The organism is uncultured Paenibacillus sp., from assembly GCF_963515335.1.
GTDB lineage: Bacteria > Bacillota > Bacilli > Paenibacillales > Paenibacillaceae > Paenibacillus_I.
On the sequence record NZ_CAUPYC010000021.1, the window covers coordinates 25,684 to 48,282 of the forward strand.

Below are 22,599 nucleotides of genomic sequence, written 5' to 3' on the forward strand. Positions count from 1 at the left end.
GGTGAGCATGTAATGGCAATCGAAATCAATAAGGAGCTGTCCGGCGGCCTGGTAGAGCAGCGGATGGTCTATGAATCCGGCAATGAAATGGCGGCCTATGCGGCGCATCAGATCAACTATCACGTGATGGGGTATTTCCCGATCTCGCCGTCGACGGAGGTCGCGCAATTTCTCGACCTGATGAAGGCGAACGGCCAGCACGACATCAAGCTGATTCCGGCAGACGGCGAGCACGGCTCGGCGGGCATCTGCTACGGCGCTTCCGCCGCCGGCGGGCGGGTGTTCAACGCGACGAGCTCGAACGGCTATCTCTACATGCTGGAGCAGATGCCGGTCCAATCCGGCACGCGCTTCCCGATGGTCATGAACCTCGTGTGCCGCTCGGTATCCGGTCCTCTCGATATTCACGGAGACCACTCCGACCTGTATTTCGCGCTCAACACGGGCTGGCCGATTCTCATGTGCCGCGACCCGCAGGCGGTCTACGATATGAACATCATGGCGATCAAGCTGGCAGAGGACCCGGAGGTCCGCCTGCCGGTGCTGGTGGCGTCCGACGGCTACTTCACCTCGCACCAGAAACGCCGCGTCCAGACGTTCGCGAACCGCGCGGACGTGCACCGGTTCGTCGGCGAGCTGCCGCCCGCCGGCTTCGCGCATGTGCTGGACCGCAACAACCCGATTACGGTCGGCCCGTACATGAACGAGCCGGATTATATCAACAACTGCTACCAGCAGTCGATGGCGATGTACCGGGCGGGAGACGCGTACGACCGGATTCGCAAGGAATACGCGCTGCTGACCGGCCGCGATTATCCGATTCTGGACCTGTACCGGATGGAGGACGCCGAGGTGGCGGTGTTCCTGATGAACTCGGCCTCGGAGATCATCAAGGACGTCGTCGACCAGCTCCGCGGGCAGGGCATCAAGGCCGGCTCGATCGCGCCTAACATGATCCGGCCGTTCCCGCAGAAGGAAATCGCGGAAGCTCTGCGGGGCGTCAAGGCCGTCACGATCGGCGACCGGGCAGACTCTTACGGCGGACATGGCGGCAACATGACGAACGAAATCAAGGCCGCGCTGTTCACGCACGGCAATTCGACGACGAAGGTGGTCAGCCGAATCTACGGATTGGGCGGCAAAGACTTCTACGCGGAGGACGGCCATCATTTCTTCCGTCTTGCAATCGAAGCGGCCGAGAAGGGCCATGTCGACGTGCCGTTCGATTATTACGGCCACACGGCGGGCGATCCGGACAAAGCGCCGAAGCGCGTGCTTGAGCCGCTCCGGTTCGAGGATCTGAAGACCGGTTTGATTACGGCCGAGCGCGACGAGGCGACCGGCAAGCTGAAGGTCAAGGTGCCGCCCGTGCGCCAGCTGACGAAGAAGCCGAAGCGTCTGGCGCCCGGACACGGAGCCTGCCCGGGCTGCGGCATTTTCTCCGGATTGGAATTGTTCTTCAAGGGAATCGAGGGCGATATCGTCGCGCTGTACCAAACGGGATGCGCGATGGTCGTCACGACCGGCTTTCCGTATTCCTCGCACAAGGCGACGTACATCCACAACCTGTTCCAGAACGGGGCGGCCACACTTTCCGGCGTCGTGGAAATGTTCTGGGAGCGCAAGCGCCGCGGCGAGCTTGACGGCCTCGGCTTGAAGGATGATTTCACGTTCGTCATGATTACCGGAGACGGCGGGATGGACATCGGCATGGGCCCGGCCATCGGCAGCGCGCTCCGCAATCATAAAATGATCATTCTCGAATATGATAACGAGGGCTACATGAACACGGGCGCGCAGCTGTCGTACTCGACGCCGCTCGGCCATCGCACCTCGACGTCGAACGTCGGCAAGCACCAGGGCGGCAAGCTGTTCCATCACAAGGACACGGCGCAGATCATGGCCGCGACGAACATTCCTTATGTGTTCACGGGCTCGGAGTCGGTGCCGCAGGATTTGCTGCGCAAGGCGGCGAAGGCGCAATATTACGCACAGAACGAGGGGCTCGTCTACGGGAAAATTCTGATCACCTGTCCGCTGAACTGGCTTTCCGAGGAGAAAATCGGCCAAACACTGATCGACGATGCCGTCAACGCCTGTTTCTTCCCGCTGTATGAGATCGAACAGGGCATTACGAACATCACGTACAACCCGGAGGAGAAGGGGAAGCGGATTCCGCTCGCGGATTGGCTCAAAAACATGGGCAAGACGAAGCATATGACCCGTCCCGAATACGCCGAGGCGCTGAAATCGTTCGAGGACGAGGTCGAGCGCCGCTGGCAGCGGTTGAAGGCGAAGCACGAAAGCCCTTATTTGTAGGGGATGGCCGACATGTCGATAACGACAAGCGGCGTGGCGTTCGCTTCTTTCAGGGCAGCCGCCTCGGGCGGGGAAACCGCGTTCGGTGCGGAGCTCGTGAAGGAGGGCTTCGCGGCCGTGCGCCGGTTTCTGGAGGATTTCCGCATTTATTTGCAAAAGTACGACGAAGAGGAAGCCGACGAGGCGGGGCGGCTGCTCGCACGCGGGAAAGCCGCGCTGCCTAACCCGGGCGCGGTCAGTCCATCCTGGGCGGAGATCTGGCGGGAGTACGAGGGCATCATCGGCTACAAATCGGCAATATTCGGCAGCGTGCCGGCGGAGCGGCGTTCCGGGGAGTGGCAGGTGCTGCTCGACAACCCTTATACGAACGGCAATATCGCCGTCTATCCCGCGCTCACTTTTCTGGAAGCGGCATATATGCATGCTTATTTCCGCACCGGACTGGAGAAAAATGAGATCATCCGCATGCAGCGAATCGAGACGGTGATTTCTCATACGGGAGCGGACGGGACATCGGTGCGGGGCAGGTTTCTTTCTTGATTGCTTCGATGCCGCGATAGCGGTAAGAAAGGAGGGGTTCCATGAAGGAAATCCCGACGGCTTACGTCAAAACGAACCAAATCGGCATCGTGCTGACGGTGCTCGCCGCGATTGTTCTTGATTTGCCGTGGCTGCTGGCAGTCCTGTTCGTTATCCAGTTGATCGGCTTTCTGCTCGGCTTGCGCTATAACCTTTTCATCGCGCTGGCGAAGCCTTTCCTGAAGCCGGAAGGCGGGACGCAGGCCGCCGAGCTTACGCGGTTCAACAACACGCTGGCTCTTACCTTTTTGACGGGCTCCCTCATTTGCTGGGCGCTCGGGTGGCTGACGGCGGGGTACGTATTGGCGGGCATGCTGGCGATTGCGGCTTTTATCGCGGTGTACGGCTATTGCGTGGGGTGCACCATATACTTTCAATTCAAGCAATTCCGGGCAAGGCTTCGGGCGTGAACCGGTTTAAGGCAATCGCTGTTCAGGGAAAAAACGAAAAGGTGCCGACGGCCTACGCCGCGGCGCCTTTTTGAATGAAGATGGCCAGTTCCATGGAACGCAATACCTCTGATACATACCGTGGAGTTTAACGCTGGATTTCGGTCTTTATCGGGTTCCCCGCTCGCCGATCAGATGCGCGGCAATTTTGCGGCCGTGGAAGCGTCCGGTTTCGATGAATATTTCGTTGGCTTCGCGCCTGGAGGCGACGACGCCGGCCAGATAGACGCCAGGCACGTTCGTCTCCATCGTATTCTCGTCGAAAAACGGCCAGCCTTCCGGCTCGATGCGCACGCCCGTTTCCGACAGAAACCGGCGGTCCGGGTGAAAGCCGGTGAGCGCCAGCACGAAGTCGTTCGGCAGCCGCTCCTCGCCGCCCGCGGTAGACACCGTAACCGATTCCTCTTCAATCGATACGACCTGTGAAGCGAACATCATCCTGATCCGGCCTTTCGCGGCCTTGCTCTCGAACAGCGGAAGCACCCACGGCTTGATTCCCGAGGCATAACCCGCTCCCCGATACACCACGGTAACCTCCGCTCCGACCCGATCCAGCTCCAGGGCGGCGTCGATCGCCGAGTTGCTGCCGCCGATGATGACGACCCGGGTGCGGGTGTACGGATGGGCCTCGCGAAAAAAGTGGCTGACCTTGTCGAGTTCTTCGCCCGGAATGCCGAGCATGTTCGGGTGGTCAAAGTAGCCGGTCGCGATGACGACGCGATCCGCCTCGTACCGCAGCGGCTTGCCGTAACGGTTGCGGGCTTCCAGCGAGAACCGGCCGTCGGGCAAGGGCGCAAGCCGCGTAACCTCGGTGTATGTATGCATCCGTACCTCGCGCCTCAGGGCGACGCTGCGGTAATAATTCAACGCTTCGATCCGAGTCGGCTTGTCGCCTGTGGTCGTAAAAGGAATGTCCCCGATCTCCAGCAGCTCCGGCGAGCTGAAAAATTGCAGGTAGACGGGATACTGCGAGATCGAATGGACGACGTTCCGCTTCTCGATAATGAGCGGATCAAACCCGGCCCGCTGCAGCTCGATCGCCGCCGCCAGGCCGCACGGGCCGGCTCCGATGATGATGATTCGTTCGGTATGCATCCTATTATGTACCTCCTTGCGCCTTCCGTCGACGCGAATCAACCTTATTGTACTATCCGCAGCCGCCACGATCAACGAACCGACCTGTGTACGATCGGCGGAATGATGTATAATAAGGTACAAGTTCATGCGCGCTCGCCGTGTGAGACTCCGTTCCTCAGGTCGTCCGGAACTCCGTCCGGAACTCCGTCCGGGCTTGAACGCGCGCGGGAAATGCTGTATTGTGTTTACTGACAAGGAGGAATTGCCCATGCGTCGGCGTTTTGTCATCGAAGCCGTGATGGTGGCGACATACGGGCAGCTGCTCGTGCCGAACCGTCCGGTCGATTATGTGATTCCCTATTCCACTATTATGGAATTATACGATATGAAAGAAGGCGCGGAACCGGTCATGGACGATCCGGAGGACGACCGGCACGTCAAAACGAAAATCGCCGAGCTGATCGAATTTTTCCAGGATCCGCTCAACAAGAAAAAAATCGAACGCGCGCTCCAGGTTCCCTGGCGGGAAAGCTCCCCTTTGATCCTGAACGAAAATGTGTCGTTTATTGTCATGAACGCGCTGGACAACGCGCAGTTCGGGGAGTTTTTCGATCCGATCGAGACGGAACAAATTTTGACGGCCGGCAGGCTGCAAATTCCGCTGCTGACCGACCAGCTCGAGCTGCAGGACCGGATCATCGAAGCGGAAGCGCCGGTTCAGATTTACGATATCGAGGATTTCGAGTTCGCGGTCGAGGAAGGCATCTCGGAACAGGACTGGCAAACGAGCCGGGACCTGTAGTCATCATTTTCGGGCGTATGGCCAATAATACTCCTGTTCGTATGAGAACGATAAGGAGGCAACCGAAATGGCGACAAGCCGCAACCATCAAGGCGCGCACGGCATCGGCCAGGCTGAGGGGCAGCTGCAGCAGCAGATCGAGGCCGCAACGGAGCTGCAGGGAGGCAGCAAGCCGGACCGGGACGTCAAGCGTGCAGCGAACCGCCGCGACAGCGAGCTGGACGAGATTATCGAAACATAACCATTCAAATGCAAACGGAAACGGGAAGCGTCTTGCCGGCGGGCAAGGCGTTTTTTGTATATTTTATATCCTTATGGGGTCCCCGAAAAGTAATCGGATTAAGCTACACAGCATCACGTCACTTTTTGGGATTATTTTGACCGCATTTCTCCATGATTCGCGCTCTTCCACGGGGGTTATAGGAAGGTACGAGTGGGACAACCGAGTGGAGGGGTACGCATGCAGACGATATGGAAAGGGGCCGTCAGCTTCGGGCTCGTCAATGTGCCGGTCAAAATATTCACCGCTACGCAGGAAAACGACATTGCGATGAAAATGCTGCATAAGGAGTTCCATGTCCTGATCCATTACGCCAGAACATGCCCGAAATGCGACGGGGAAGTGAAGTGGAGCGAAATCGTAAAGGGCTATGAATATGAGCCGGGCCATTTCGTGACGTTCGAGAAGGAGGAGAAAAAAACGAACGTCGTCGACCTTATGGAAGCGCTGCGGGCAAGCCTACAGCAGCGTGACTCGGCCGGCGCGGAAACGGCCGGGGGCGCGAAGAAGCGAAAGACGGCGGCAGGAGCCAAGCCGGCTGCGGGCGGGAAAAAGGACAATGCGGACAAGGAGACCGGCGCCGCGAAGCGGACAAAGCGGGCCAAATCGTCCGGATCGAAACGGACGGGGAGCTGACGGATGAAGCTGCGTCCTTTTGTTCCCATGTCTCCGATCCTGACCGCCCAATTGCCGAAGGGAGAGCAATGGCTTTATCAGCTGAAATGGGACGGCTACCGCATTGTCGCCCATGTGAACGACGGCAGCGCCCGGCTTTACTCCAATACGATGCTGTCGAAAAACAAGCCTTTTCCCGAGCTGGACTACGCGCTCTCACGATTGAAAGGCTCTTTCGTGCTGGACGGAGAGGCCGTCATTCTCGATGAAGCTTCCGGCACGCCGAGCTTTCAGCGGCTGCAGCAGCGGGACAAGCTGAGCGATTCCAGGCTGATCACCGCCGCCGCTTTGCAGAAGCCGGTCCAATACATTTTGTTCGATCTGCTTGCCGCGGACGGAGACGACTTGCGGCCGCGGCCGCTTACGGAACGGTTGGCCTTATTGACCGAGCTTGTCGAGTCCTGGGGTGAATCCGAAACGTTCTTCCTCGCGGATTCGTTCGCGGACGGCGACCGGCTCTGGGAGTGGGTGGCGGAGCGCGGCTGGGAGGGCGTCGTCGCCAAGCGCAAGGACAGCCAATATGCGGCGGGAAAAGATCACGCGGACTGGTTCAAGCGCAAAACGGCGCTGCGCATCGAAGCCGAAGCCGTCGGCATTCTCATCAGGGAAGGCCGCATTGCCAGCCTTGCGGTACGCCGCAACGGCATTATCGATGCCAAATGAATCCCGCAGTTGCGGCAACGATCCTTATCCGCCGAAAAGCTGACAAGGGAGCGCCGCGTTTTATGGCAAGAAGGATGCATAGGCTGCTTCTTTTGGCGGATACTGTAAACCAAAGGAGCGTGTGCCATGAACGAAACGTTCGCCTTAACAGCCGGGTTGGAAGAAATCCGCGAGCAATTTGAAATCAATAAAGTGATCGCGGTGCACCAGCCGCGCGGCCGGATCGAACCGACGGACGATGTGCCGATTATTGTCGGCCGCAGGCGGGAGCGCATGCTGGTCGAATCCCGCTGGGGCCTGTTTCCTTTCTGGGCGAAGGATTCGGTCCATGCCGACCTGCGCGGCGTCTTGTCCAAGCCGATTTTTGATAGGATCGTCAAAAAGCAGCGTTGTGTCGTTCCCGGCACCGCCCTTACCCGACGCATGCAGGACGACGGCAAGGTGAAGCGCCAGGCCCGGCTCACCGTCAAGGACCGGGCTTTATTCGGTATGGCCGGCATCTATGAGGAACGGATCGACCCGCGCGGCGCCGTTCACCGGTCCTTCACGATCGTCACGACTTCGCCCGAGGGCGAGGCAGGCGCTTATTTCAGCGGCGTGCCGCTTTTTCTAGAGCCGGATGTCCAGGAGGCGTGGCTCGATCCCTCGCTGCGGGACAAAACGTTGTGGCAGAACCGGTTTGAGCCGCTCGGCGCGGACAGGCTGCGGCTCACGGTTGAAACGACCGAGCCGGCGCCGCTTTTTTTCCATTAAGAAAACCGCCTCATGACAGCCCGGATCCGATGTGTTACCTTCTGTATACAGGATAGAGCGGGAGGAGCTGAGGGGAAGTGGATGACCAAAAATCCCGCTGAGCCGTCGAGCGAACGGCCCTTGTCGTCAGGAGGGAAGGCGGGTGGCTTCGGATTCGCGCAAACGGCAAAGAGGTCCGTGTGGACGCCGGCAAAGCCGCGGACGGCATCACGCCCGGAGATACGGTCAAGTGGGATGGAAGCAAATGGACGTTATTGCGCTGACGGACAAAAAGCCTCCGAATCGCTGAAGGATTCGGGGGCTTTTGCCGTTTCGTCAACATATGGGGACGTATAATTTTTTTCGCTTCAGGCCGTTTTCGTACCGCGTACCATCGATTTCACGATTAATACGTCCAGCTCTTGGCTGACCCGAATCACATCGGGATGAAGCAGGTTCATCCGGTTGCGCTCGGCGATTCGAAGCAATTCTTTTTTCATTCGGCATATTTGTTCCTGAATTTCCATTCTCATCACCCGATTTCGGATTTTTTCGGACAAGCCCATCATACCGGATAATTGTGAGGAAAAAATAAAGGAAATATGAGGTTTTATAACAGGCGCCAACAGTCATCATTACAGCAAACGAAAGCCCGTGAAACGAATCCGACACGGAAATCGGACCTTTAGCGGACAAATTTGAGGCTCTCGCCACCCCGGTTTTTCGGATGCTGTCGGTCGCTGTCTGTCATGGAATATAGTTGCTTGATTTTTGTAAGTGATGGTCCTATAATCATAGCAACCGACGTCGCCGCGGAAGCGGCGAAGGGCCGGAAGAGGAGGGAAAAATGAATGAGCGATAATGGGCAACGGACACAGCGCGGCATCAAACGCGTCTGGAACGCGCGCAAAAACGACATTAGTTCCACGCATCGGAACAGCTTGATTCTGGAGCCCGGTCCGGGGCATTTCGAAGAGCACGATCCGTTTCTGCTGCTGGCGGAGGACTGGTTCGGCAGAGGTTCTTTCGACGTGCATCCGCATCGCGGCATTGAGACCGTCACGTATGTGATGGAAGGGAGACTGGAGCATTACGACAACAAATCCGGCGGCAAGGACGAGCTGCTGGCCGGCGACGCCCAATGGATGACCGCAGGCCGGGGCGTTATTCATAAAGAGGATCCCGCCGAAGGCGAGACCGTCCATTCCTTGCAGCTGTGGGTCAATCTGCCGAGCGGGGAGAAGATGACGGAGCCCCGGTACCAGAACCTGCGCGCGGCGAACATGCCGGTGCGCGAGGAGCCGGGGGCGAAGATCCGTATATTCTCCGGCGAGTCGGGCGGCGTGAAGACGCCTACCGTCAACGTCGTACCCGTAACGATGGTTGAATTTCGGTTGGAGCCGGGCGTCACGGTGAAGCAGGACCTGCCGGGCGGCTACAACGGTTTTTTCTTCGTATTGGAGGGTGAAGGCCGTTTCGGCCGTGAAGGCGTTAAAGGTACGGAGCGGCAAGCGCTGATGTTGGGGCCCGGAGAGGAAGGACTCCCCAGCGAGGTGACGATCACCGCGGATACGCCGCTTCGCGCGCTGCTCTACGCGGGACAGCCGCTGCGTGAGCCGATTGCGGCCCGTGGGCCGTTCGTCATGAACACCGAGGAGCAGATCAGGCAGGCGTATCAGGATTACCGGGACGGCAAATTCGTATAAAGCTGACGTTTGGAGTAGGCCGGTCGAGAACCGGCCTTTTTGGCCGCCGTTGTCCATTTGCCGCTACTTACCTTAAGTTTACTTACTGACACCCGTTTCCGTTCTTATCGAAAGCCGCAATCTGACTTATAATGGAGCGGAAAGAATAAGTTCTAATCATTTGGAGGGATAGTAATGAATTATCGTATGCTCGGCAAGACCGGCTTGAGAGTGTCGGAGGTCGGTTACGGCGCTTGGGGAATCGGCAAAACCTCATGGATCGGAGCCTCCGACGAGGAGTCGCTCCGCGCGCTTAACCGTTCGATCGAGCTTGGCCTGAATTTCATCGACACCGCGCTCGGTTATGGGGACGGCCATAGCGAGAAGCTCGTCGGACAAGTCGTCCGCGATCACGGCGGCCCCATCTATGTTGCGACCAAAATTCCGCCGAAAAACTATCAATGGCCGGCCCGCGCCGGCGTTCCGGCAGAGGAGACGTTTCCCGCGGAGCATGTGATCGCCAGCACGGAGCAAAGCCTGCGCAACCTCGGACTCGATACGATCGACGTGCAGCAATTTCATGTGTGGTCCGACGAATGGGTGGACAAGGGCGACTGGCTGGAAGGCGTACGCAAGCTAAAGGAGCAGGGGAAAATTCGTTTCTTCGGCGTTTCGATCAACGATTATGAGCCGAATAATGCGATCAAGCTGATCGAAACGGGGCTCGTCGACACGGTTCAGGTCATCTACAACATGTTCGAGCAAAGCCCCGAGGATGAGCTGCTGCCGGCCTGCCTGAAGCATAATGTCGGCGTCATTGTGCGCGTCGCGCTGGACGAGGGCGGGCTGACCGGACGGATTACGCCGGAAACGACGTTCGAGGAGGGCGACTTCCGCAACAACTATTTCCGCGGCGACCGCAAGCTGGAAGTGTATGAACGGGTGAGGAAAATCGCCGCGGACCTGGAAATCGGCATCGAGGATATGCCGGAAGCCGCCCTGCGTTATGTGCTGAGCCATCCGGCGGTTTCCACCGTCATTCCGGGCATGCGCTCGGTGCGCAATGTGGAGCGCAATATGCGGGTGGGCGACGGCAAAGGATTGCCCGGGGACAAGCTGGCGAAGGTGAAGCCGCACCGTTGGCTCCGCAACTTCTACCGCGATTGAATGAATGGCGGCCTACCGTTTGCGGTAGGCTTTTGCATGGAATGCGTTAATGTGCCGGAAGAGAAGCTCCCCGTCGAGCGGCAGCGAGTCGTCGCCGTCCCGGAAGCGCAGCACCATCGCGCGGTACGGCTCCGGCACCCAGAAGTATCGGTGGACATAATCGGTCGCGACGAAGCCGCACGATTCCCAGAAGGCGATGCGTGCGAGATTGTCCGGCGTCGCATCCGACTCGACCTCGATGATGATGCCGGCGAGGCCTGAAGAATGCTCCGCCCACTGCCTGATCAGCGCGAGAAATTCCCGTCCGGCGCCTTGCCCGCGCAAATCGGCGCGCACGGCCAAATAATCGATGATCAGCGCTTCGCCTTGCTCCGTTACACCGGTCAGCGCCATGGCCACCGCGCCCCGACCGTCTTCGCCCAGATGGAGCCTGCCGATGCCGCGCTCGAGCATGCGCCGGATGAGCGCGTCCGGTTTGCGTCCTTCCCGGGGAAAAGCGCGGTCGTAGATCGGTTCGGCGCGCTGCCAGAACTGCTCGTCCCACTCTGAAATCGTAATTAGCTTCATGACGCCGGCCCCCTGACGGTTGGTTAATGTTCGTGCACTTTAGCTTGTTCTATACTTATACTTAACCGGGAGGCGACTTTCAAGTGGCTTTGCTCCAATGTCATTTTTATTCCGAGGTGCTCGGCCTGAACACGACGATGACGGTCATTTTGCCGCAGGCGACCCGAACGCAGATCGGCCTGGAAAACCGCGCGGGCGGAGGCAAGCATCCGACGCTCTATCTTCTGCACGGGCTCAGCGACGACGATTCCATCTGGCTTCGCCGGACGTCGATCGAGCGTTATGCCGCTCCTTACGGGCTGGCCGTCGTCATGCCGCAGGTGCACCGCAGTTTTTATACCGACATGAAATTCGGGGAGCGTTACTGGACGTTCCTGTCGGACGAGCTGCCGGCGCTGGCTCGTTCGTTTTTTCCGCTATCGGACAGGCGGGAGGATAATTTCGTGGCGGGGCTGTCGATGGGCGGCTACGGCGCTTTCAAATGGGCGCTGCGCCGGCCCGAGCATTTCGCGGCGGCGGCGAGCCTGTCGGGCGCGCTCGATATGGCGAGCCATGTCCGCAAGCCGAAAATCGAATGGGAGACCGATCTGTTCGGGTTCATTTACGGCAAAGAGGACATAGCCGGAACGGAGAACGACCTGTTGTGGCTGCTCGAGCAGGGGGAGGCGTCGGATAAGCCGAAGCCGAAGCTTTATCAGTGCTGCGGAACGGAAGATTTTCTGCATGAGGATAATGTGGCGTTTACGGAAACCTGCCGCAAGACAAGCTATGATCTGACGGCCGTTTACGATAAAGGCGATCATGAGTGGGGGTATTGGGACGACCATATTCAACGGGTGCTGGTATGGCTTCCGCTTCGCAGGTAGCGGCTCCCATGGACAGACATTTTTTCGCGCGCGATCCCGTGATCGTAGCGGAGGAACTGATCGGCTGCAAGCTTGTCCGGCGAACCGGCCACGGTACGATACGCGTGCGCATTACGGAAACGGAAGCTTACCGCGGGGCGGACGACCCCGCCAGCCACGCGTATCGCGGCCCCACGCCGCGCAACAAGCCGATGTTCGGAGCAGTAGGGTGCTTATATGTTTATTTTATTTACGGGATGCATCATTGCATGAATATCGTTGCCCATCCGCCGGGCGAACCGGGCGCCGTCCTGATCCGGGCGGCGGCGGCGGAGCAGGGGATCGGGCTTCTTCGCTTGAACCGTCCCGGAGCCCCCGACAGCCGCTTGACGGATGGCCCGGGCAAGCTGGCGAAGGCGCTCGGCATCGATCTGTCCCATAACGGGCTCGACCTGTTCGCCGCCGGCAGCGAGACGTTAACCGTCGAGCCGCCGGACCGCCGTTATGCTTGTGCGGCGAGCGGCCGAGTCGGCATAAAGGCCGGGGCCGATCTTCCGTGGCGTTTCACGGGAGCGTATGAGTGAAAGTTGAGTTAATAACAACATCTGTGCAAATGACAGGAGGGCCGGAATGGAAGCGCGATTCGGTTTTGCCTACGCCCACCCCGACGATGAATCGTTCCTGAGCGCGGCGCTTATCCGCGGCTTGGCCGACAAAGGACGGGAGCCCGTGCTGCTGCTGGCCAGCCGGGGCGACGCGGGCCAGAATAACGGAGAGTACCGCCACCTGAACCGCCGCGAGCTCGGGGAGCTGCGCGAGCGCGAAATGGCGGAAGCCGCGCGCATCCTCGGGCTCGCCGGCGTTGAATATCTCGGATACCCGGACGGCAAGCTGAAGGAGGCCGACGCGGAAGCTTTCGTCAGCGGCGTCGCCGACTTCATCAACCGGCACCGGCTTGATACGGTCGTCACCTTCCCGGAAGACGGCGGCAACTTTCATCCTGATCATATGGCAGTCTCGGCTGCCGTGACGAAAGCGGTAACCGGCGGCAGGTGTGCATCCGTCCAACAACTGTTGGTCGTCTGTTCCGAAACGCTCACGGCAAACGGCGTCCGCCCGGTCTTGAGCATGGACGTCAAGCCGTTATGGGAAGTGAAAGCCGCCGCGCTGCGGGCCCACCGGTCCCAAATCGAGGCGATCCGGCGATATTTCGGAGACTTGCGCGAATGTCCCGAGAACAGGCGGTTTGAGTCGTTTGCGCTGCGGTGGATGAACGGAAAGGATTGGCCGGAAGCGGGCGAGACCGAACAATTCGATAATTTGTTGTGAAAATGTCCACCGGAATCGCAGCCGAACATAAAGAAGGATCCTTTCCGCAAATCGCCGGCGTGTTCGGCGTCAGCCGGAGCGCTTCCGTGAACCTGCTGTGCGGATATACGGGGCTGGCCGGCGCATTGTCCTTTTGGGTGCTTATCGGCAGGCTCGCTTAAGCGCCAGAAAACCGCCCTTCGGCGGTTTTTGTGTTAAGCGCAGACGATAAGCAAAATTAACTGACGGAGGTCCGAAATGGCGGCAAAATATTTCATGGAATGCAGCCGGCCGCTGGCAAACCGATTGATTGGCGAGACGTAGCGGATGGCGTGCGGCGGATGCCGATCGTTCCGCTTGACGGGTATGGGTTATTTGGATATAACGGCCGCATAACGAGGGTGGAGCGGCAGGAAGGGTGACGTTGGTGGCGGGAATGATTCGTAATGAGCAGATTAAAGCGCGGGAAGTGCTGCTCACGGGCCTGAACGGCGAGGATCTGGGTGTGGTTGCTGCCAGGGAGGCGCTTGACATGGCGAGGAAGCTGAAGGTGGACTTGGTGTGCACCTCGTTGATGAGCAGCCCGCCGCCCTGCCGGCTGATCGGCGCCGATGCCGCGGTCCGGGAAGCGCAGCAGGCGCGCAAAAAGGAACAGGCGCCCAAGGTCAAGGAGCTTCGGCTTACGCCGCGCATCGAAGACCACGATTACGATACGAAGCGGCAGCAGGCGGAGCGGCATTTGAAGGGCGGCGACGAGGTTCTGTTCGTCGTGCGTATCCAGGGGAAGGAAGGGGCCGCCGCGAAAACGCTGCTTGAGGCGCTGATTCGCGACCTGAAGCCGTTCGGGCGGGCCAAGACGGGCATTCAGCTGAGCGGCAAGCAGGCGGTCGTCCAGCTCGAACCCGGCGGTTCCTGAACCGCCGGAATTTACGGCAAAATCGCATCTAGGCAAAGCGTTTGCGGCAGATTAGAATAGAGAGGTATGATGTCAGTTATATGGCGATCAAAGGAGAATGAAACATGTCCAAGATTAGAGTGGCCGTGATCGGCTGCGGATCGATTTCCAAACACCGGCACATTCCGGAATACGCCATGAATCCGAACGTGGAGCTCGTCGCCTTCTGCGACGTGGTGCCCGCGCGGTCGCAGCAGTATGCCGACGAGTACGGCGCCAAGGCGTACACCGATTACAAGGAGATGCTGGAGAAAGAGCAGCCGGATGCGGTCAGCGTGTGCCTGCCGAATGCGCTCCATGCGCCCGTGACGATTGCGGCGGCCGAAGCCGGCGCCCATGTGCTTGTGGAGAAACCGATGGCGTCCACCGAGGAAGAAGCGCTGGCCATGATCGAAGCGGCCAAGAACAACGGCGTTTTCCTGATGGTGGGGCATAATCAGCGTTTGATGCCGCCGCACGTAAAGGCGAAGCAGCTGCTCGATTCCGGCTCGCTCGGCAAAGTCATTTCGTTCCGCACGTCGTTCGGGCATCCGGGACCGGAAGCCTGGAGCGTAGACGGACGCAACAGCTGGTTTTTTAACAAGGAAGAAGCGATCATGGGCGCAATGGGCGACCTGGGCGTACATAAAGCGGATTTGATCCGTTACCTGCTGAGCGACGAAGTGGCGGAAATCGCCGCTTTCATCGGGACGATCGACAAGCAGGGGACCGAAGTGGACGATAACGCGACATGCGTGCTCCGCATGAAGAGCGGCGCGATCGGCACGCTGGTCGCCAGCTGGACGTATTATAAAGGCGAGGACAACAGCACGGTGCTGTGGTGCGAGAACGGCGTCATGAAGATCGGCACGGACCCTGAAGACCAGGTCATCGTTGAGCTGCGCAACGGAAACGTGGAGAAGTATAAGGTCGGAGCCATCGCGACGAATGAGAATCAAACGACGAGCGGCGTTATCGACGCATTCGTGGATTCGATTATTTCGGGCCAGCCGCCGGTCATTTCCGGTGAAGAAGGGCTGAAATCGCTGAAGGTCATCCTGGCGGCGTTCGAATCGCAGGAGACCGGCAAAATCGTTAATATCTAAGCGCATACAACGAAAAAGCGCGGGCGCCTCATCGGATGGGGTGCCCTTTTGCTGTGGACAATTAGGGCCTGGTCGCCTTCTCCCATTGCTCAAGCCGGGAAAAAGCTTCTTCATTCGTATGGCCGCACATCTCTTCATCGGGTCGTAAGCTGCTGCAGACGGCAGGCCGTTCGGGGCTGCCGAATAGGCGGCATCGGTATACCATTTCAGGCACATCCCCATAGTAAAACTTTACAGACTGAAGCGGGTTTGCTAGAATACGAATGTAAAAACGGTTAACCTTTCATTTCATATGAGGTTAACAAAAAATACATACGGTTGGTGATTCGATAACGTGAGTACTTCTTACGAAAGACTTGCAGCCATCGACAAGGCTCATCTGTGGCACCCGTTCACGCAAATGAAAGATTACGTTCGCTCGGAGCCGCTCATCATCGAGCGGGGCGACGGCGTCATGCTTTACGACGTTCAAGGCCGCGGCTACTACGACGGTTTCTCGTCGGTCTGGCTCAATGTGCACGGACATAACGTTCCGGAGTTGAACCGGGCGGTAACCGGCCAGCTTGGCAAGGTCGCTCATTCCACTTTGCTCGGGATGTCCAATGTGCCTGCAGTCGAGCTTGCGGGTAAGCTTGCCGCCATTGCGCCTGAAGGATTGACGAAAGTATTTTATTCCGACTCGGGGGCAACGGGCGTCGAGATTGCGCTTAAGATGGCTTTTCAATATTGGCGGAATCTCGGCATACGCGGCAAGACGTCTTTCATAACAATGGAGCAAGCGTATCACGGCGATACGATCGGCGCCGTCAGCGTCGGTTCGATTCCGCTGTATCATGACGTGTTTCGCCCGCTGCTGTTTCCTTCGCTTACGATTCCTTATCCATACGCTTACCGGCATGAGGGCGGTGCGGAAGCCGCGGCGGAGGCCACGCTCTCCGCACTGCGTGCATGTCTCGAGCGGAAGGCGGACGAGATCGCGGCGCTTATCGTGGAGCCGATTGTGCAAGGGGCCGGAGGGATCGTCGTCATGCCGCCCGGTTGTCTTCGGGATATTGCCGCGCTATGCCGCCGTTACGGCGTCCTGCTGATCGCCGATGAAGTGGCGACGGGCTTCGGGCGCACCGGCGCCATGTTCGCTTGCGGGCTGGAAGATGTGGCCCCTGATCTTATGGTCGTCGGCAAAGGGCTTACCGGCGGTTACCTGCCGGTGGCCGCTACGCTTGCCACAGATGACGTGTATCGCGCCTTCTATGCCGATTATGAAGCGCAGAAGACATTTTTTCACGGGCATTCCTACACGGGCAATCCTCTTGGTTGCGCCGTTTCGCTCGCAAGCCTGGAGCTGCTCGAGCAAAATCGCGTTGTCGAAGGGGTCGAATCCAAAGCGGCATTTGTCCGGCGCAAGCTGGAGGTGCTGGAGGATCGGCCGCATGTAGGCGAGATCCGCCAGAAGGGACTCATGATCGGCATCGAGCTTGTTCGCGACAAGCGAACGAAGGAGCCGTACGGTTGGGAGGAGCGGATCGGCGTGCGTGTAAGCCAACGGGCAAGAGAACTGGGAATGCTGACGCGGCCGTTAGGCAACGTCATCGTCTTTATCCCGCCGCTGGCCAGCACGATCGATGAACTCGACGCGATGACCCGAATTCTGACGGCCGCGATCGGGGACGTGACGGAACGATGAGGCGTATACGCGGGATATTCGTGACGGGCACCGATACGGGGGTAGGCAAAACGACGGTGACGGCCGCTCTAACCGCGGCGCTCCGGGCGGAAGGGATAAACGCCGGCGTATGGAAGCCGGTCCAATCCGGCGTATCGCCGGAAAGCGGATTGTCCGACGCCGCCCGGCTGCTGCTCGGCGCGGGCCTGGCCGATCGGCCGGAGACGGTTGCACCGTTCTCGTTCCGTGCGCCGCTTTCACCTTTCCTTGCGGCCAGCCAGGAAGGCGTCACGCTGACGATGGAGGCTTTGGCGGCGGCGGGCGAGCCGCTGAACAGCCGATACGATGCGCTGCTCGTGGAAGGCGCGGGCGGCGTTGCCGTGCCGCTGACCGAGGAAGCGCTAGTGTCCGACTTTATCGCGTTTCTCGGCATACCCGCGCTAATCGTGGCGCGTTCGGGGCTCGGTACCATCAATCATACGCTGCTGACGATTGAAATGCTGCGCAAACGGTCGATTCCGATTATCGGTGTCGTGTTGAACGACAGCCCGGTGAACCATAGCTCCGGCGATCCGAGCGTCGCCGCCAACGCCGCGCTGATCGAGCGGTACGGGGATGTGAAGGTGCTGGGCCATTTTCCGCGTGTGCCTGTTGAAAATAACGAAACGTTGCGCCTGACCGCGAGGGACGCGATCGATTTGCTGCCGGTCCGGCTGGCGCTGGAATCACAGGAAATGGGAGGCAACTGAAATGACGACAATAAATATGCATACCGATTGGCAGAAGTTGGCGCGGCTGGCGCTTGACGGGACCATGCTGTCGGTGGAGGAAGGGCTCGCCGTGCTCGGCGCGCCGGACGACGAAGTGCTGCCGCTGCTGCAGGCCGCTTTTACGGTCCGAAAACACTATTACGGCAAAAAAGTAAAGCTGAACATGATCATCAACGCCAAAAGCGGCCTGTGCCCCGAGGATTGCGGCTACTGCTCACAGTCGATCGTGTCGACGGCGCCCGTCCCGAAATATACGCTGCTCGACAAAGAAACGCTGCTGGCCGGCGCTCGTGAGGCGATGGCGCGAAGTGCGGGAACCTACTGTATTGTCGCCGCCGGCAAAGGCCCGACCGACAAGGAGCTTGACCAGGTCGTCGAAGCGGTCAAGGAAATCCGGGACACGATGCCGCTTAAAATATGTGCCTGTCTGGGCATCCTGAAGGACGAACAAGCGCAGCGGCTGGCAGATGCCGGGGTGCACCGCTACAACCATAATCTGAATACAAGCAAAGCGAATTACCCGTCGATTACGACGACGCATACTTACGATCAACGGGTCGAGACGGTGCAAACGGCCAAAATGCACGGGATGTCGCCGTGCTCGGGCGTTATCATCGGCATGGGCGAGAGTGACCGCGAAATCGTCGAGATGGCTTATGCCCTTCGCGAGCTGGATGCCGATTCGATTCCGGTCAACTTCCTGAACGCCATTCCCGGTACTCCGCTGGCGGAGGCGGGGAGAACGCCGGCTTTGAAAGCCCTGAAGGTACTGGCTTTGTTTCGTTTCCTGTGCCCGGGGAAGGAAATCCGCGTCGCGGGCGGCCGCGAAGTCAATCTTCGCTCCCTTCAGCCCTTGGCCCTTTATGCCGCGAATTCACTGTTCGTCGGCGATTATTTGACGACCGAAGGGCAAGCGGTGTCGGCGGACCACCAAATGATTGAAGATTTGGGGTTTGAGATCGAGCTGTGCGCCCTGTAAAGCGGATTACGGCCTTGGATTGGATCGAAAAGGAGCTGCACGCGCTGGCGGGTGTATCGCTGGAACGCGAATTGGTCGAATACGCCCCCGCGAACGGACTCCCCGGGCATACGATGCGCGAAGGACGGCTGCTGCTCGATCTATCGTCGAACGACTACCTCGGCTTAACCGGACATCCCGTCATTGCCGCGGCGATGAGCCGTGCCGCACACGACGAGGGGAATGGAGCGGGCGCTTCCCGTTTGGTGACCGGCAACCGGCCGGCTTACGGGAGGCTGGAGCGGATGCTGGCGGAATGGCAGGGAAAAGAAGCGGCATTGGTATTCGCCAACGGCTATGCGGCCAATATCGGCGTAATCGGCTCGCTGGCCGGCAGAGGCGACGCCGTCTTCAGCGACCGGTTGAATCATGCCAGTATCGTGGACGGCATTGCATTAAGCCGTGCGGAGCACGCGCGATACCGTCACAACGATCCGGAGCATCTGAGATGGCTTCTTGAGAAAAACCGCCACGCCCGGCGCAAGCTGATCGTGACGGACGCGGTGTTTTCCATGGACGGGGACAAGGCGATGCTGGGGGAGCTCGTCCTTCTGAAAAGAGAGTTCGGCGCCATGCTGATGGTGGATGAAGCGCACAGCGGCGGGGTATACGGGCGTCATGGCGAAGGACTGAGCCGAACGCTCGGACTGCAGGAAGACGTTGACGTTCATATGGGTACGTTCAGCAAAGCGTTCGGTGTGTATGGCGGTTATGTGTGCGGCAATCGTTCACTCATCCGTTGGTTGATCAACAAAGCCAGGCCGCTTGTATATTCGACCGCGCTTCCGCCGGCGGTCATCGGCGGGGTGATTGCAGCGCTGGAGCTCGTACGGAAAGAAGCTTGGAGACGTGAACGCCTCACTGAAACAACGGGCACCTTTCGCGCCTCGCTTCGCGCCGCCGGCTTCGATGTCGGCTACAGCGATTCGCCGATCGTACCGGTCATCGTCGGCGACAGCGCAGCCGCTTTGCGTTTCGGCGCCGCCTTGGCCGAGGAAGGGATCGCCGCGGTGGCGATCCGCCCTCCGACGGTGCCCGGCGGTACGGCCCGTATCCGCTTCACGTTGTCCGCTTCACATGACGAGTCGGTCATGAAAGCTGCGGCAGAGATGATTCGGAAGGCCGGCATGAAAGCGGGGGTGCTGGCGCCGTGACGTATTCAATTAAGGAACCGTCAACCGTTAACGGGAAATCCGTTCCCGCCATGCTGTGGCTTGGCGGTTGGAGTATGCCGGATCAGGTTTTCGAACCGTTAAGGAGCTTGCTGCCCGAGTTTCGCCATTACTCCGTCGAATACGGAAGTGCGGATTCGCAGGCTATTATGCTCGACATGATCCAGGCTGCCGCCTTAGCTGCGCGTTCCGAGCCGCTGATTGTTGCCGGCTGGTCGCTCGGCGGCTTGGCCGCGCTTCGGCTTGCGGCCGAAGGGCTGGCGGACGGACTGGTATTGCTGGCTTCCACGGCAAAGTTCGTGCGGTCGAAGGCGGAAAGAAACCTCGGCTGGCCGGATGCCTTTCTTCGGCATATGATTCATGCGCTTGCGAGGGACCGCGAGGCGGTAGAAGCCGATTTCCGCACCAAATTATTTACGGAAGAAGAGCGCGAGCGGGGACTGGAGAGCCTTATTCCCAACACGGGACAATGGACGCGCGAAGCGCTGCTTGCCGGACTGGGACTGCTGCGGGATGCAAACCTGCTTTCCGATTTGCCGGACATTGCCTGTCCTGCGCTCGTCGTGCACGGTACGGACGATTCCGTTTGTCCCTACGAAGCAGCCTTGGAGTTGAGCGACGCGTTGCCGCAGGCGGAATTGCTGACGTTGCACGGCTGCGGTCATGCGCCTTTTCTCGGCCGGGAGAGCGTTGTTGCCGAAGAGATAAGGAGGTGGCGGCTTGCGTCATTCGAGCGAGTCGATTCGCCGAAAGTTTAATCGCAGCGCGGAAGGCGGCTATAACCAATATGCCGAGGTCCAGCGGGACATGGCCGACTGGCTTGCGCAATCGCTGGATACAGTAAAACTTCCGTGCGATGAAGCCGCTTCAGAATGGCTGGAGATCGGATGCGGGACGGGCTTCCTTAGCGAAAAACTGCTCAGTCGGCCATGCGCTTCCTTGACGGCATTGGATCTGTCGCCAGACATGCTGCGCCAAGCCGAAGCGCGCGTACAAGCTTTTTACCGGTATCCGAACAGGGAACGTTCGCGCCCCCGCATCCGTTTCCTGCTTGCCGACGTAGAGACATGGGCGCCGTCCGCGGAGCCTTTATCGTACGATATCATCGCTTCCGGAGCCTGCTTTCAATGGCTGCGGCGGCCGCGGGAGACGCTTCGTTCCCTGGGCGGATTGCTGCGCTCCGGCGGTTGGCTGGCATTCACGACATTCGGCCCTGAGACGTTCCGGGAGCTGCATGAATCATTTGAAGAGGCGCATCGCTTAAGCGGCCTGCAGCCCGAACACCACGGCTTAACCCTAAAGCCGGCGGATGCTTGGCAGACCTGCCTATCGGAAGCCGGGTTTATCGATATGGAATGCGAACGAGTTGTGCGCAGAAAAACCTACCCGTCGGTTGTCGATTTCCTTCATGCCGTGAAAGCTGTCGGAGCCGGGGCATCGGAGGCCAACGCTTCCAATGGCCTCGGCCGCCGACGCTTGTTTGCCGATATGATCAGGACGTACGATTCCCGATTCCGTCAAGGAGATGGAGTCGCAGTGACGTACGACCTGCTGCTGTTCCGCGCAAGGTCCGCTTTTACCGGGCCGTCTTGATTGTCCCCACGTATTTGCGGTATACTTTTCTCGCCAAATAACGAAATAAGGAGAAATAGAATGGACAAAGTATTGATTTTCGGCCATAAAAATCCGGACACGGACTCCATCTGCTCCGCCATCGCTTACGCCGAGCTGAAGAAAAGCCTGGGTGTAAACGCGGAAGCCGTCCGTTTGGGCGCCGTCAGCGAAGAAACGCAATTCGCGCTCAGCACGTTCAAGACCGAAGCTCCCCGGCTTGTCGAGAACGTGGCCGCGGAAGCGAAAAACGTCATTCTGGTCGACCATAACGAACGCCAGCAGAGCGCGAACGATATCGACCAGGTTACCGTGAAAGAGGTTATCGACCATCACCGGATCGCCAACTTCGAGACGAGCGGACCGCTGTACTACCGCGCCGAGCCTGTAGGCTGCACCGCCACGATCCTGAAAAAGCTGTACAAGGAGAACGGTGTCGAGATCCGCAAGGATGTTGCCGGTCTTATGTTATCCGCGATCATTTCCGATTCGCTTCTGTTCAAATCGCCAACCTGCACGGAAGAAGATGTTGCCGCCGCTCGCGAATTGGCGGACATCGCAGGCGTCAATGCGGACACTTACGGCCTGGATATGCTGAAAGCCGGCGCCAATCTGAGCGCCAAAACGATCGCCGATCTCATTTCGCTGGATTCGAAAGAGTTCTCCATGGGCAATGCCAAAGTAGAGATCGCCCAGGTGAACGCCGTCGACACGAACGACGTTCTGTCCCGTCAAGCCGAGCTCGAGGATGCGCTGACGAACATCATCAACCGGAAAAACCTCGATCTGTTCGTATTCGTGGTCACTGATATTTTGAACAACGATTCGATCGCCGTCGCCCTCGGACGCGAAGCAAGCGCCGTGGAGCAGGCATACAACGTGACGCTGGCAGACAACAAAGCTGTGCTGAAGGGTGTTGTCTCCCGCAAATCGCAGATCGTTCCGGTGCTCACCGATATTTTCAACAAACGGTGAACCTCCCTCGCCTGTAGAGGTCGGGGCTTTTGAATACGTGAAATGACCCTTGCATGAAGACAGCCGACCCCGGTCGGCTGTCTTTATTATATTCGACATAACTTCTTATTTATTGATGTCAGCATTTGACAAACATCTCGGCGGCCTTCCTTTACAATATCCAATGTAGCGTCAATCGCATATAAAGAAAAAGGAGCCGATC

25 protein-coding genes and 1 pseudogene are annotated in these 22,599 nt (G+C 58.9%); 23 read left to right on the forward strand and 3 right to left on the reverse strand.

Features of this window, described 5'->3' with window-relative positions:
- Positions 1 to 12 precede the first annotated feature (12 nt).
- The 3 genes from RWM61_RS09115 to RWM61_RS09125 are packed head-to-tail and all read left to right on the forward strand — an operon-like array spanning position 13 to position 3,308.
- The gene (locus tag RWM61_RS09115) at positions 13 to 2,319 is read left to right on the forward strand and encodes a thiamine pyrophosphate-dependent enzyme (protein ID WP_313999769.1); all 2,307 of its coding nucleotides are present in this window, start codon (positions 13 to 15) and stop codon (positions 2,317 to 2,319) included.
- Between the two features lie 12 nt (positions 2,320 to 2,331).
- Positions 2,332 to 2,859: a hypothetical protein gene (locus RWM61_RS09120; RefSeq protein ID WP_313999771.1), complete on the forward strand. Its 528-nt coding sequence runs from the start codon at positions 2,332 to 2,334 to the stop codon at positions 2,857 to 2,859.
- A gap of 41 nt (positions 2,860 to 2,900) precedes the next feature.
- Positions 2,901 to 3,308 carry a DUF4395 domain-containing protein gene (locus tag RWM61_RS09125; protein ID WP_313999773.1) on the forward strand — a complete coding sequence of 136 codons (408 nt, stop codon included), beginning with the start codon at positions 2,901 to 2,903 and terminating at the stop codon, positions 3,306 to 3,308.
- Positions 3,309 to 3,455: 147 nt separating this feature from the next.
- On the opposite strand, the gene RWM61_RS09130 is transcribed toward RWM61_RS09125, so the two are convergent.
- Complete coding sequence (locus RWM61_RS09130) at positions 3,456 to 4,442, reverse strand: YpdA family putative bacillithiol disulfide reductase (RefSeq protein WP_313999775.1); 987 nt, start codon at positions 4,440 to 4,442, stop codon at positions 3,456 to 3,458.
- Positions 4,443 to 4,692: 250 nt separating this feature from the next.
- Between RWM61_RS09130 and RWM61_RS09135 the strand changes: the two genes are divergently transcribed.
- The 5 genes and pseudogenes from RWM61_RS09135 to RWM61_RS09155 all read left to right on the forward strand — a co-directional run bounded on the left by RWM61_RS09135 (position 4,693) and on the right by RWM61_RS09155 (position 7,597).
- A complete protein-coding gene (locus RWM61_RS09135; protein WP_313999777.1) occupies positions 4,693 to 5,226 on the forward strand; it encodes an ADP-heptose synthase in 534 nt (177 codons plus the stop codon).
- A 67-nt stretch (positions 5,227 to 5,293) separates the two neighbouring features.
- Positions 5,294 to 5,467 (forward strand): hypothetical protein, encoded by a 174-nt coding sequence (locus RWM61_RS09140; RefSeq protein ID WP_313999779.1) that lies wholly within the window; start codon positions 5,294 to 5,296, stop codon positions 5,465 to 5,467.
- A 219-nt stretch (positions 5,468 to 5,686) separates the two neighbouring features.
- A pseudogene (locus RWM61_RS09145) lies at positions 5,687 to 5,920 on the forward strand (Ku protein); the annotation flags it as partial.
- A 225-nt stretch (positions 5,921 to 6,145) separates the two neighbouring features.
- The gene (locus RWM61_RS09150; RefSeq protein ID WP_313999781.1) at positions 6,146 to 6,844 is read left to right on the forward strand and encodes a DNA ligase; all 699 of its coding nucleotides are present in this window, start codon (positions 6,146 to 6,148) and stop codon (positions 6,842 to 6,844) included.
- 126 nt (positions 6,845 to 6,970) lie between these two features.
- The gene (locus tag RWM61_RS09155) at positions 6,971 to 7,597 is read left to right on the forward strand and encodes an SOS response-associated peptidase family protein (RefSeq protein ID WP_313999783.1); all 627 of its coding nucleotides are present in this window, start codon (positions 6,971 to 6,973) and stop codon (positions 7,595 to 7,597) included.
- Positions 7,598 to 7,944: 347 nt separating this feature from the next.
- Here RWM61_RS09155 and RWM61_RS09160 read toward each other — a convergent pair whose 3' ends face one another.
- The gene (locus tag RWM61_RS09160; protein WP_313999785.1) at positions 7,945 to 8,145 is read right to left on the reverse strand and encodes an aspartyl-phosphate phosphatase Spo0E family protein; all 201 of its coding nucleotides are present in this window, start codon (positions 8,143 to 8,145) and stop codon (positions 7,945 to 7,947) included.
- A 282-nt stretch (positions 8,146 to 8,427) separates the two neighbouring features.
- Here RWM61_RS09160 and RWM61_RS09165 point away from each other — a divergent pair, with 282 nt between their 5' ends.
- On the forward strand, positions 8,428 to 9,282 hold the full coding sequence (locus RWM61_RS09165) for a pirin family protein (RefSeq protein WP_313999787.1): 855 nt from the start codon (positions 8,428 to 8,430) through the stop codon (positions 9,280 to 9,282).
- Between the two features lie 174 nt (positions 9,283 to 9,456).
- Entirely contained in the window at positions 9,457 to 10,428 is a 972-nt protein-coding gene (locus RWM61_RS09170) for an aldo/keto reductase (protein WP_313999789.1), read from the forward strand.
- 12 nt (positions 10,429 to 10,440) lie between these two features.
- Here RWM61_RS09170 and RWM61_RS09175 read toward each other — a convergent pair whose 3' ends face one another.
- On the reverse strand, positions 10,441 to 10,995 hold the full coding sequence (locus RWM61_RS09175) for a GNAT family N-acetyltransferase (protein ID WP_313999791.1): 555 nt from the start codon (positions 10,993 to 10,995) through the stop codon (positions 10,441 to 10,443).
- An 83-nt stretch (positions 10,996 to 11,078) separates the two neighbouring features.
- Between RWM61_RS09175 and RWM61_RS09180 the strand changes: the two genes are divergently transcribed.
- The 13 genes from RWM61_RS09180 (at position 11,079) to RWM61_RS09240 (ending at position 22,397) form a co-directional block, all read left to right on the forward strand.
- A complete protein-coding gene (locus RWM61_RS09180) occupies positions 11,079 to 11,861 on the forward strand; it encodes an alpha/beta hydrolase family protein (RefSeq protein WP_313999793.1) in 783 nt (260 codons plus the stop codon).
- A gap of 8 nt (positions 11,862 to 11,869) precedes the next feature.
- A complete protein-coding gene (locus tag RWM61_RS09185) occupies positions 11,870 to 12,424 on the forward strand; it encodes a DNA-3-methyladenine glycosylase (RefSeq protein WP_313999795.1) in 555 nt (184 codons plus the stop codon).
- Between the two features lie 46 nt (positions 12,425 to 12,470).
- The gene (locus RWM61_RS09190) at positions 12,471 to 13,169 is read left to right on the forward strand and encodes a PIG-L family deacetylase (protein ID WP_313999797.1); all 699 of its coding nucleotides are present in this window, start codon (positions 12,471 to 12,473) and stop codon (positions 13,167 to 13,169) included.
- A complete protein-coding gene (locus tag RWM61_RS09195; protein ID WP_313999798.1) occupies positions 13,166 to 13,330 on the forward strand; it encodes a hypothetical protein in 165 nt (54 codons plus the stop codon). The genes RWM61_RS09190 and RWM61_RS09195 overlap by 4 nt, the downstream gene beginning before the upstream one ends.
- A 254-nt stretch (positions 13,331 to 13,584) precedes the next feature.
- Positions 13,585 to 14,064 (forward strand): translation initiation factor IF-3, encoded by a 480-nt coding sequence (infC, locus tag RWM61_RS09200; protein WP_313999836.1) that lies wholly within the window; start codon positions 13,585 to 13,587, stop codon positions 14,062 to 14,064.
- Positions 14,065 to 14,168: 104 nt separating this feature from the next.
- Positions 14,169 to 15,188, forward strand: a complete 1,020-nt coding sequence (locus tag RWM61_RS09205) for a Gfo/Idh/MocA family oxidoreductase (RefSeq protein WP_313999800.1) — start codon at positions 14,169 to 14,171, stop codon at positions 15,186 to 15,188.
- A gap of 334 nt (positions 15,189 to 15,522) precedes the next feature.
- Positions 15,523 to 16,872, forward strand: coding sequence for an adenosylmethionine--8-amino-7-oxononanoate transaminase (bioA, locus tag RWM61_RS09210; protein WP_313999802.1), 1,350 nt, complete (start codon positions 15,523 to 15,525; stop codon positions 16,870 to 16,872).
- Positions 16,869 to 17,600, forward strand: a complete 732-nt coding sequence (gene bioD, locus RWM61_RS09215; RefSeq protein ID WP_313999804.1) for a dethiobiotin synthase — start codon at positions 16,869 to 16,871, stop codon at positions 17,598 to 17,600. Before bioA ends, bioD begins: the two co-directional genes overlap by 4 nt.
- 16 nt (positions 17,601 to 17,616) lie before the next feature.
- The gene (gene bioB / locus RWM61_RS09220; RefSeq protein WP_399538271.1) at positions 17,617 to 18,600 is read left to right on the forward strand and encodes a biotin synthase BioB; all 984 of its coding nucleotides are present in this window, start codon (positions 17,617 to 17,619) and stop codon (positions 18,598 to 18,600) included.
- A gap of 14 nt (positions 18,601 to 18,614) precedes the next feature.
- Positions 18,615 to 19,793, forward strand: coding sequence for an 8-amino-7-oxononanoate synthase (gene bioF, locus RWM61_RS09225; RefSeq protein WP_313999809.1), 1,179 nt, complete (start codon positions 18,615 to 18,617; stop codon positions 19,791 to 19,793).
- Positions 19,790 to 20,569, forward strand: a complete 780-nt coding sequence (locus RWM61_RS09230) for an alpha/beta hydrolase (RefSeq protein WP_313999811.1) — start codon at positions 19,790 to 19,792, stop codon at positions 20,567 to 20,569. Before bioF ends, RWM61_RS09230 begins: the two co-directional genes overlap by 4 nt.
- Positions 20,532 to 21,404, forward strand: coding sequence for a methyltransferase domain-containing protein (locus RWM61_RS09235; RefSeq protein WP_313999813.1), 873 nt, complete (start codon positions 20,532 to 20,534; stop codon positions 21,402 to 21,404). The genes RWM61_RS09230 and RWM61_RS09235 overlap by 38 nt, the downstream gene beginning before the upstream one ends.
- 60 nt (positions 21,405 to 21,464) lie before the next feature.
- On the forward strand, positions 21,465 to 22,397 hold the full coding sequence (locus RWM61_RS09240) for a manganese-dependent inorganic pyrophosphatase (protein ID WP_313999815.1): 933 nt from the start codon (positions 21,465 to 21,467) through the stop codon (positions 22,395 to 22,397).
- The last annotated feature ends 202 nt before the right edge of the window (positions 22,398 to 22,599 follow it).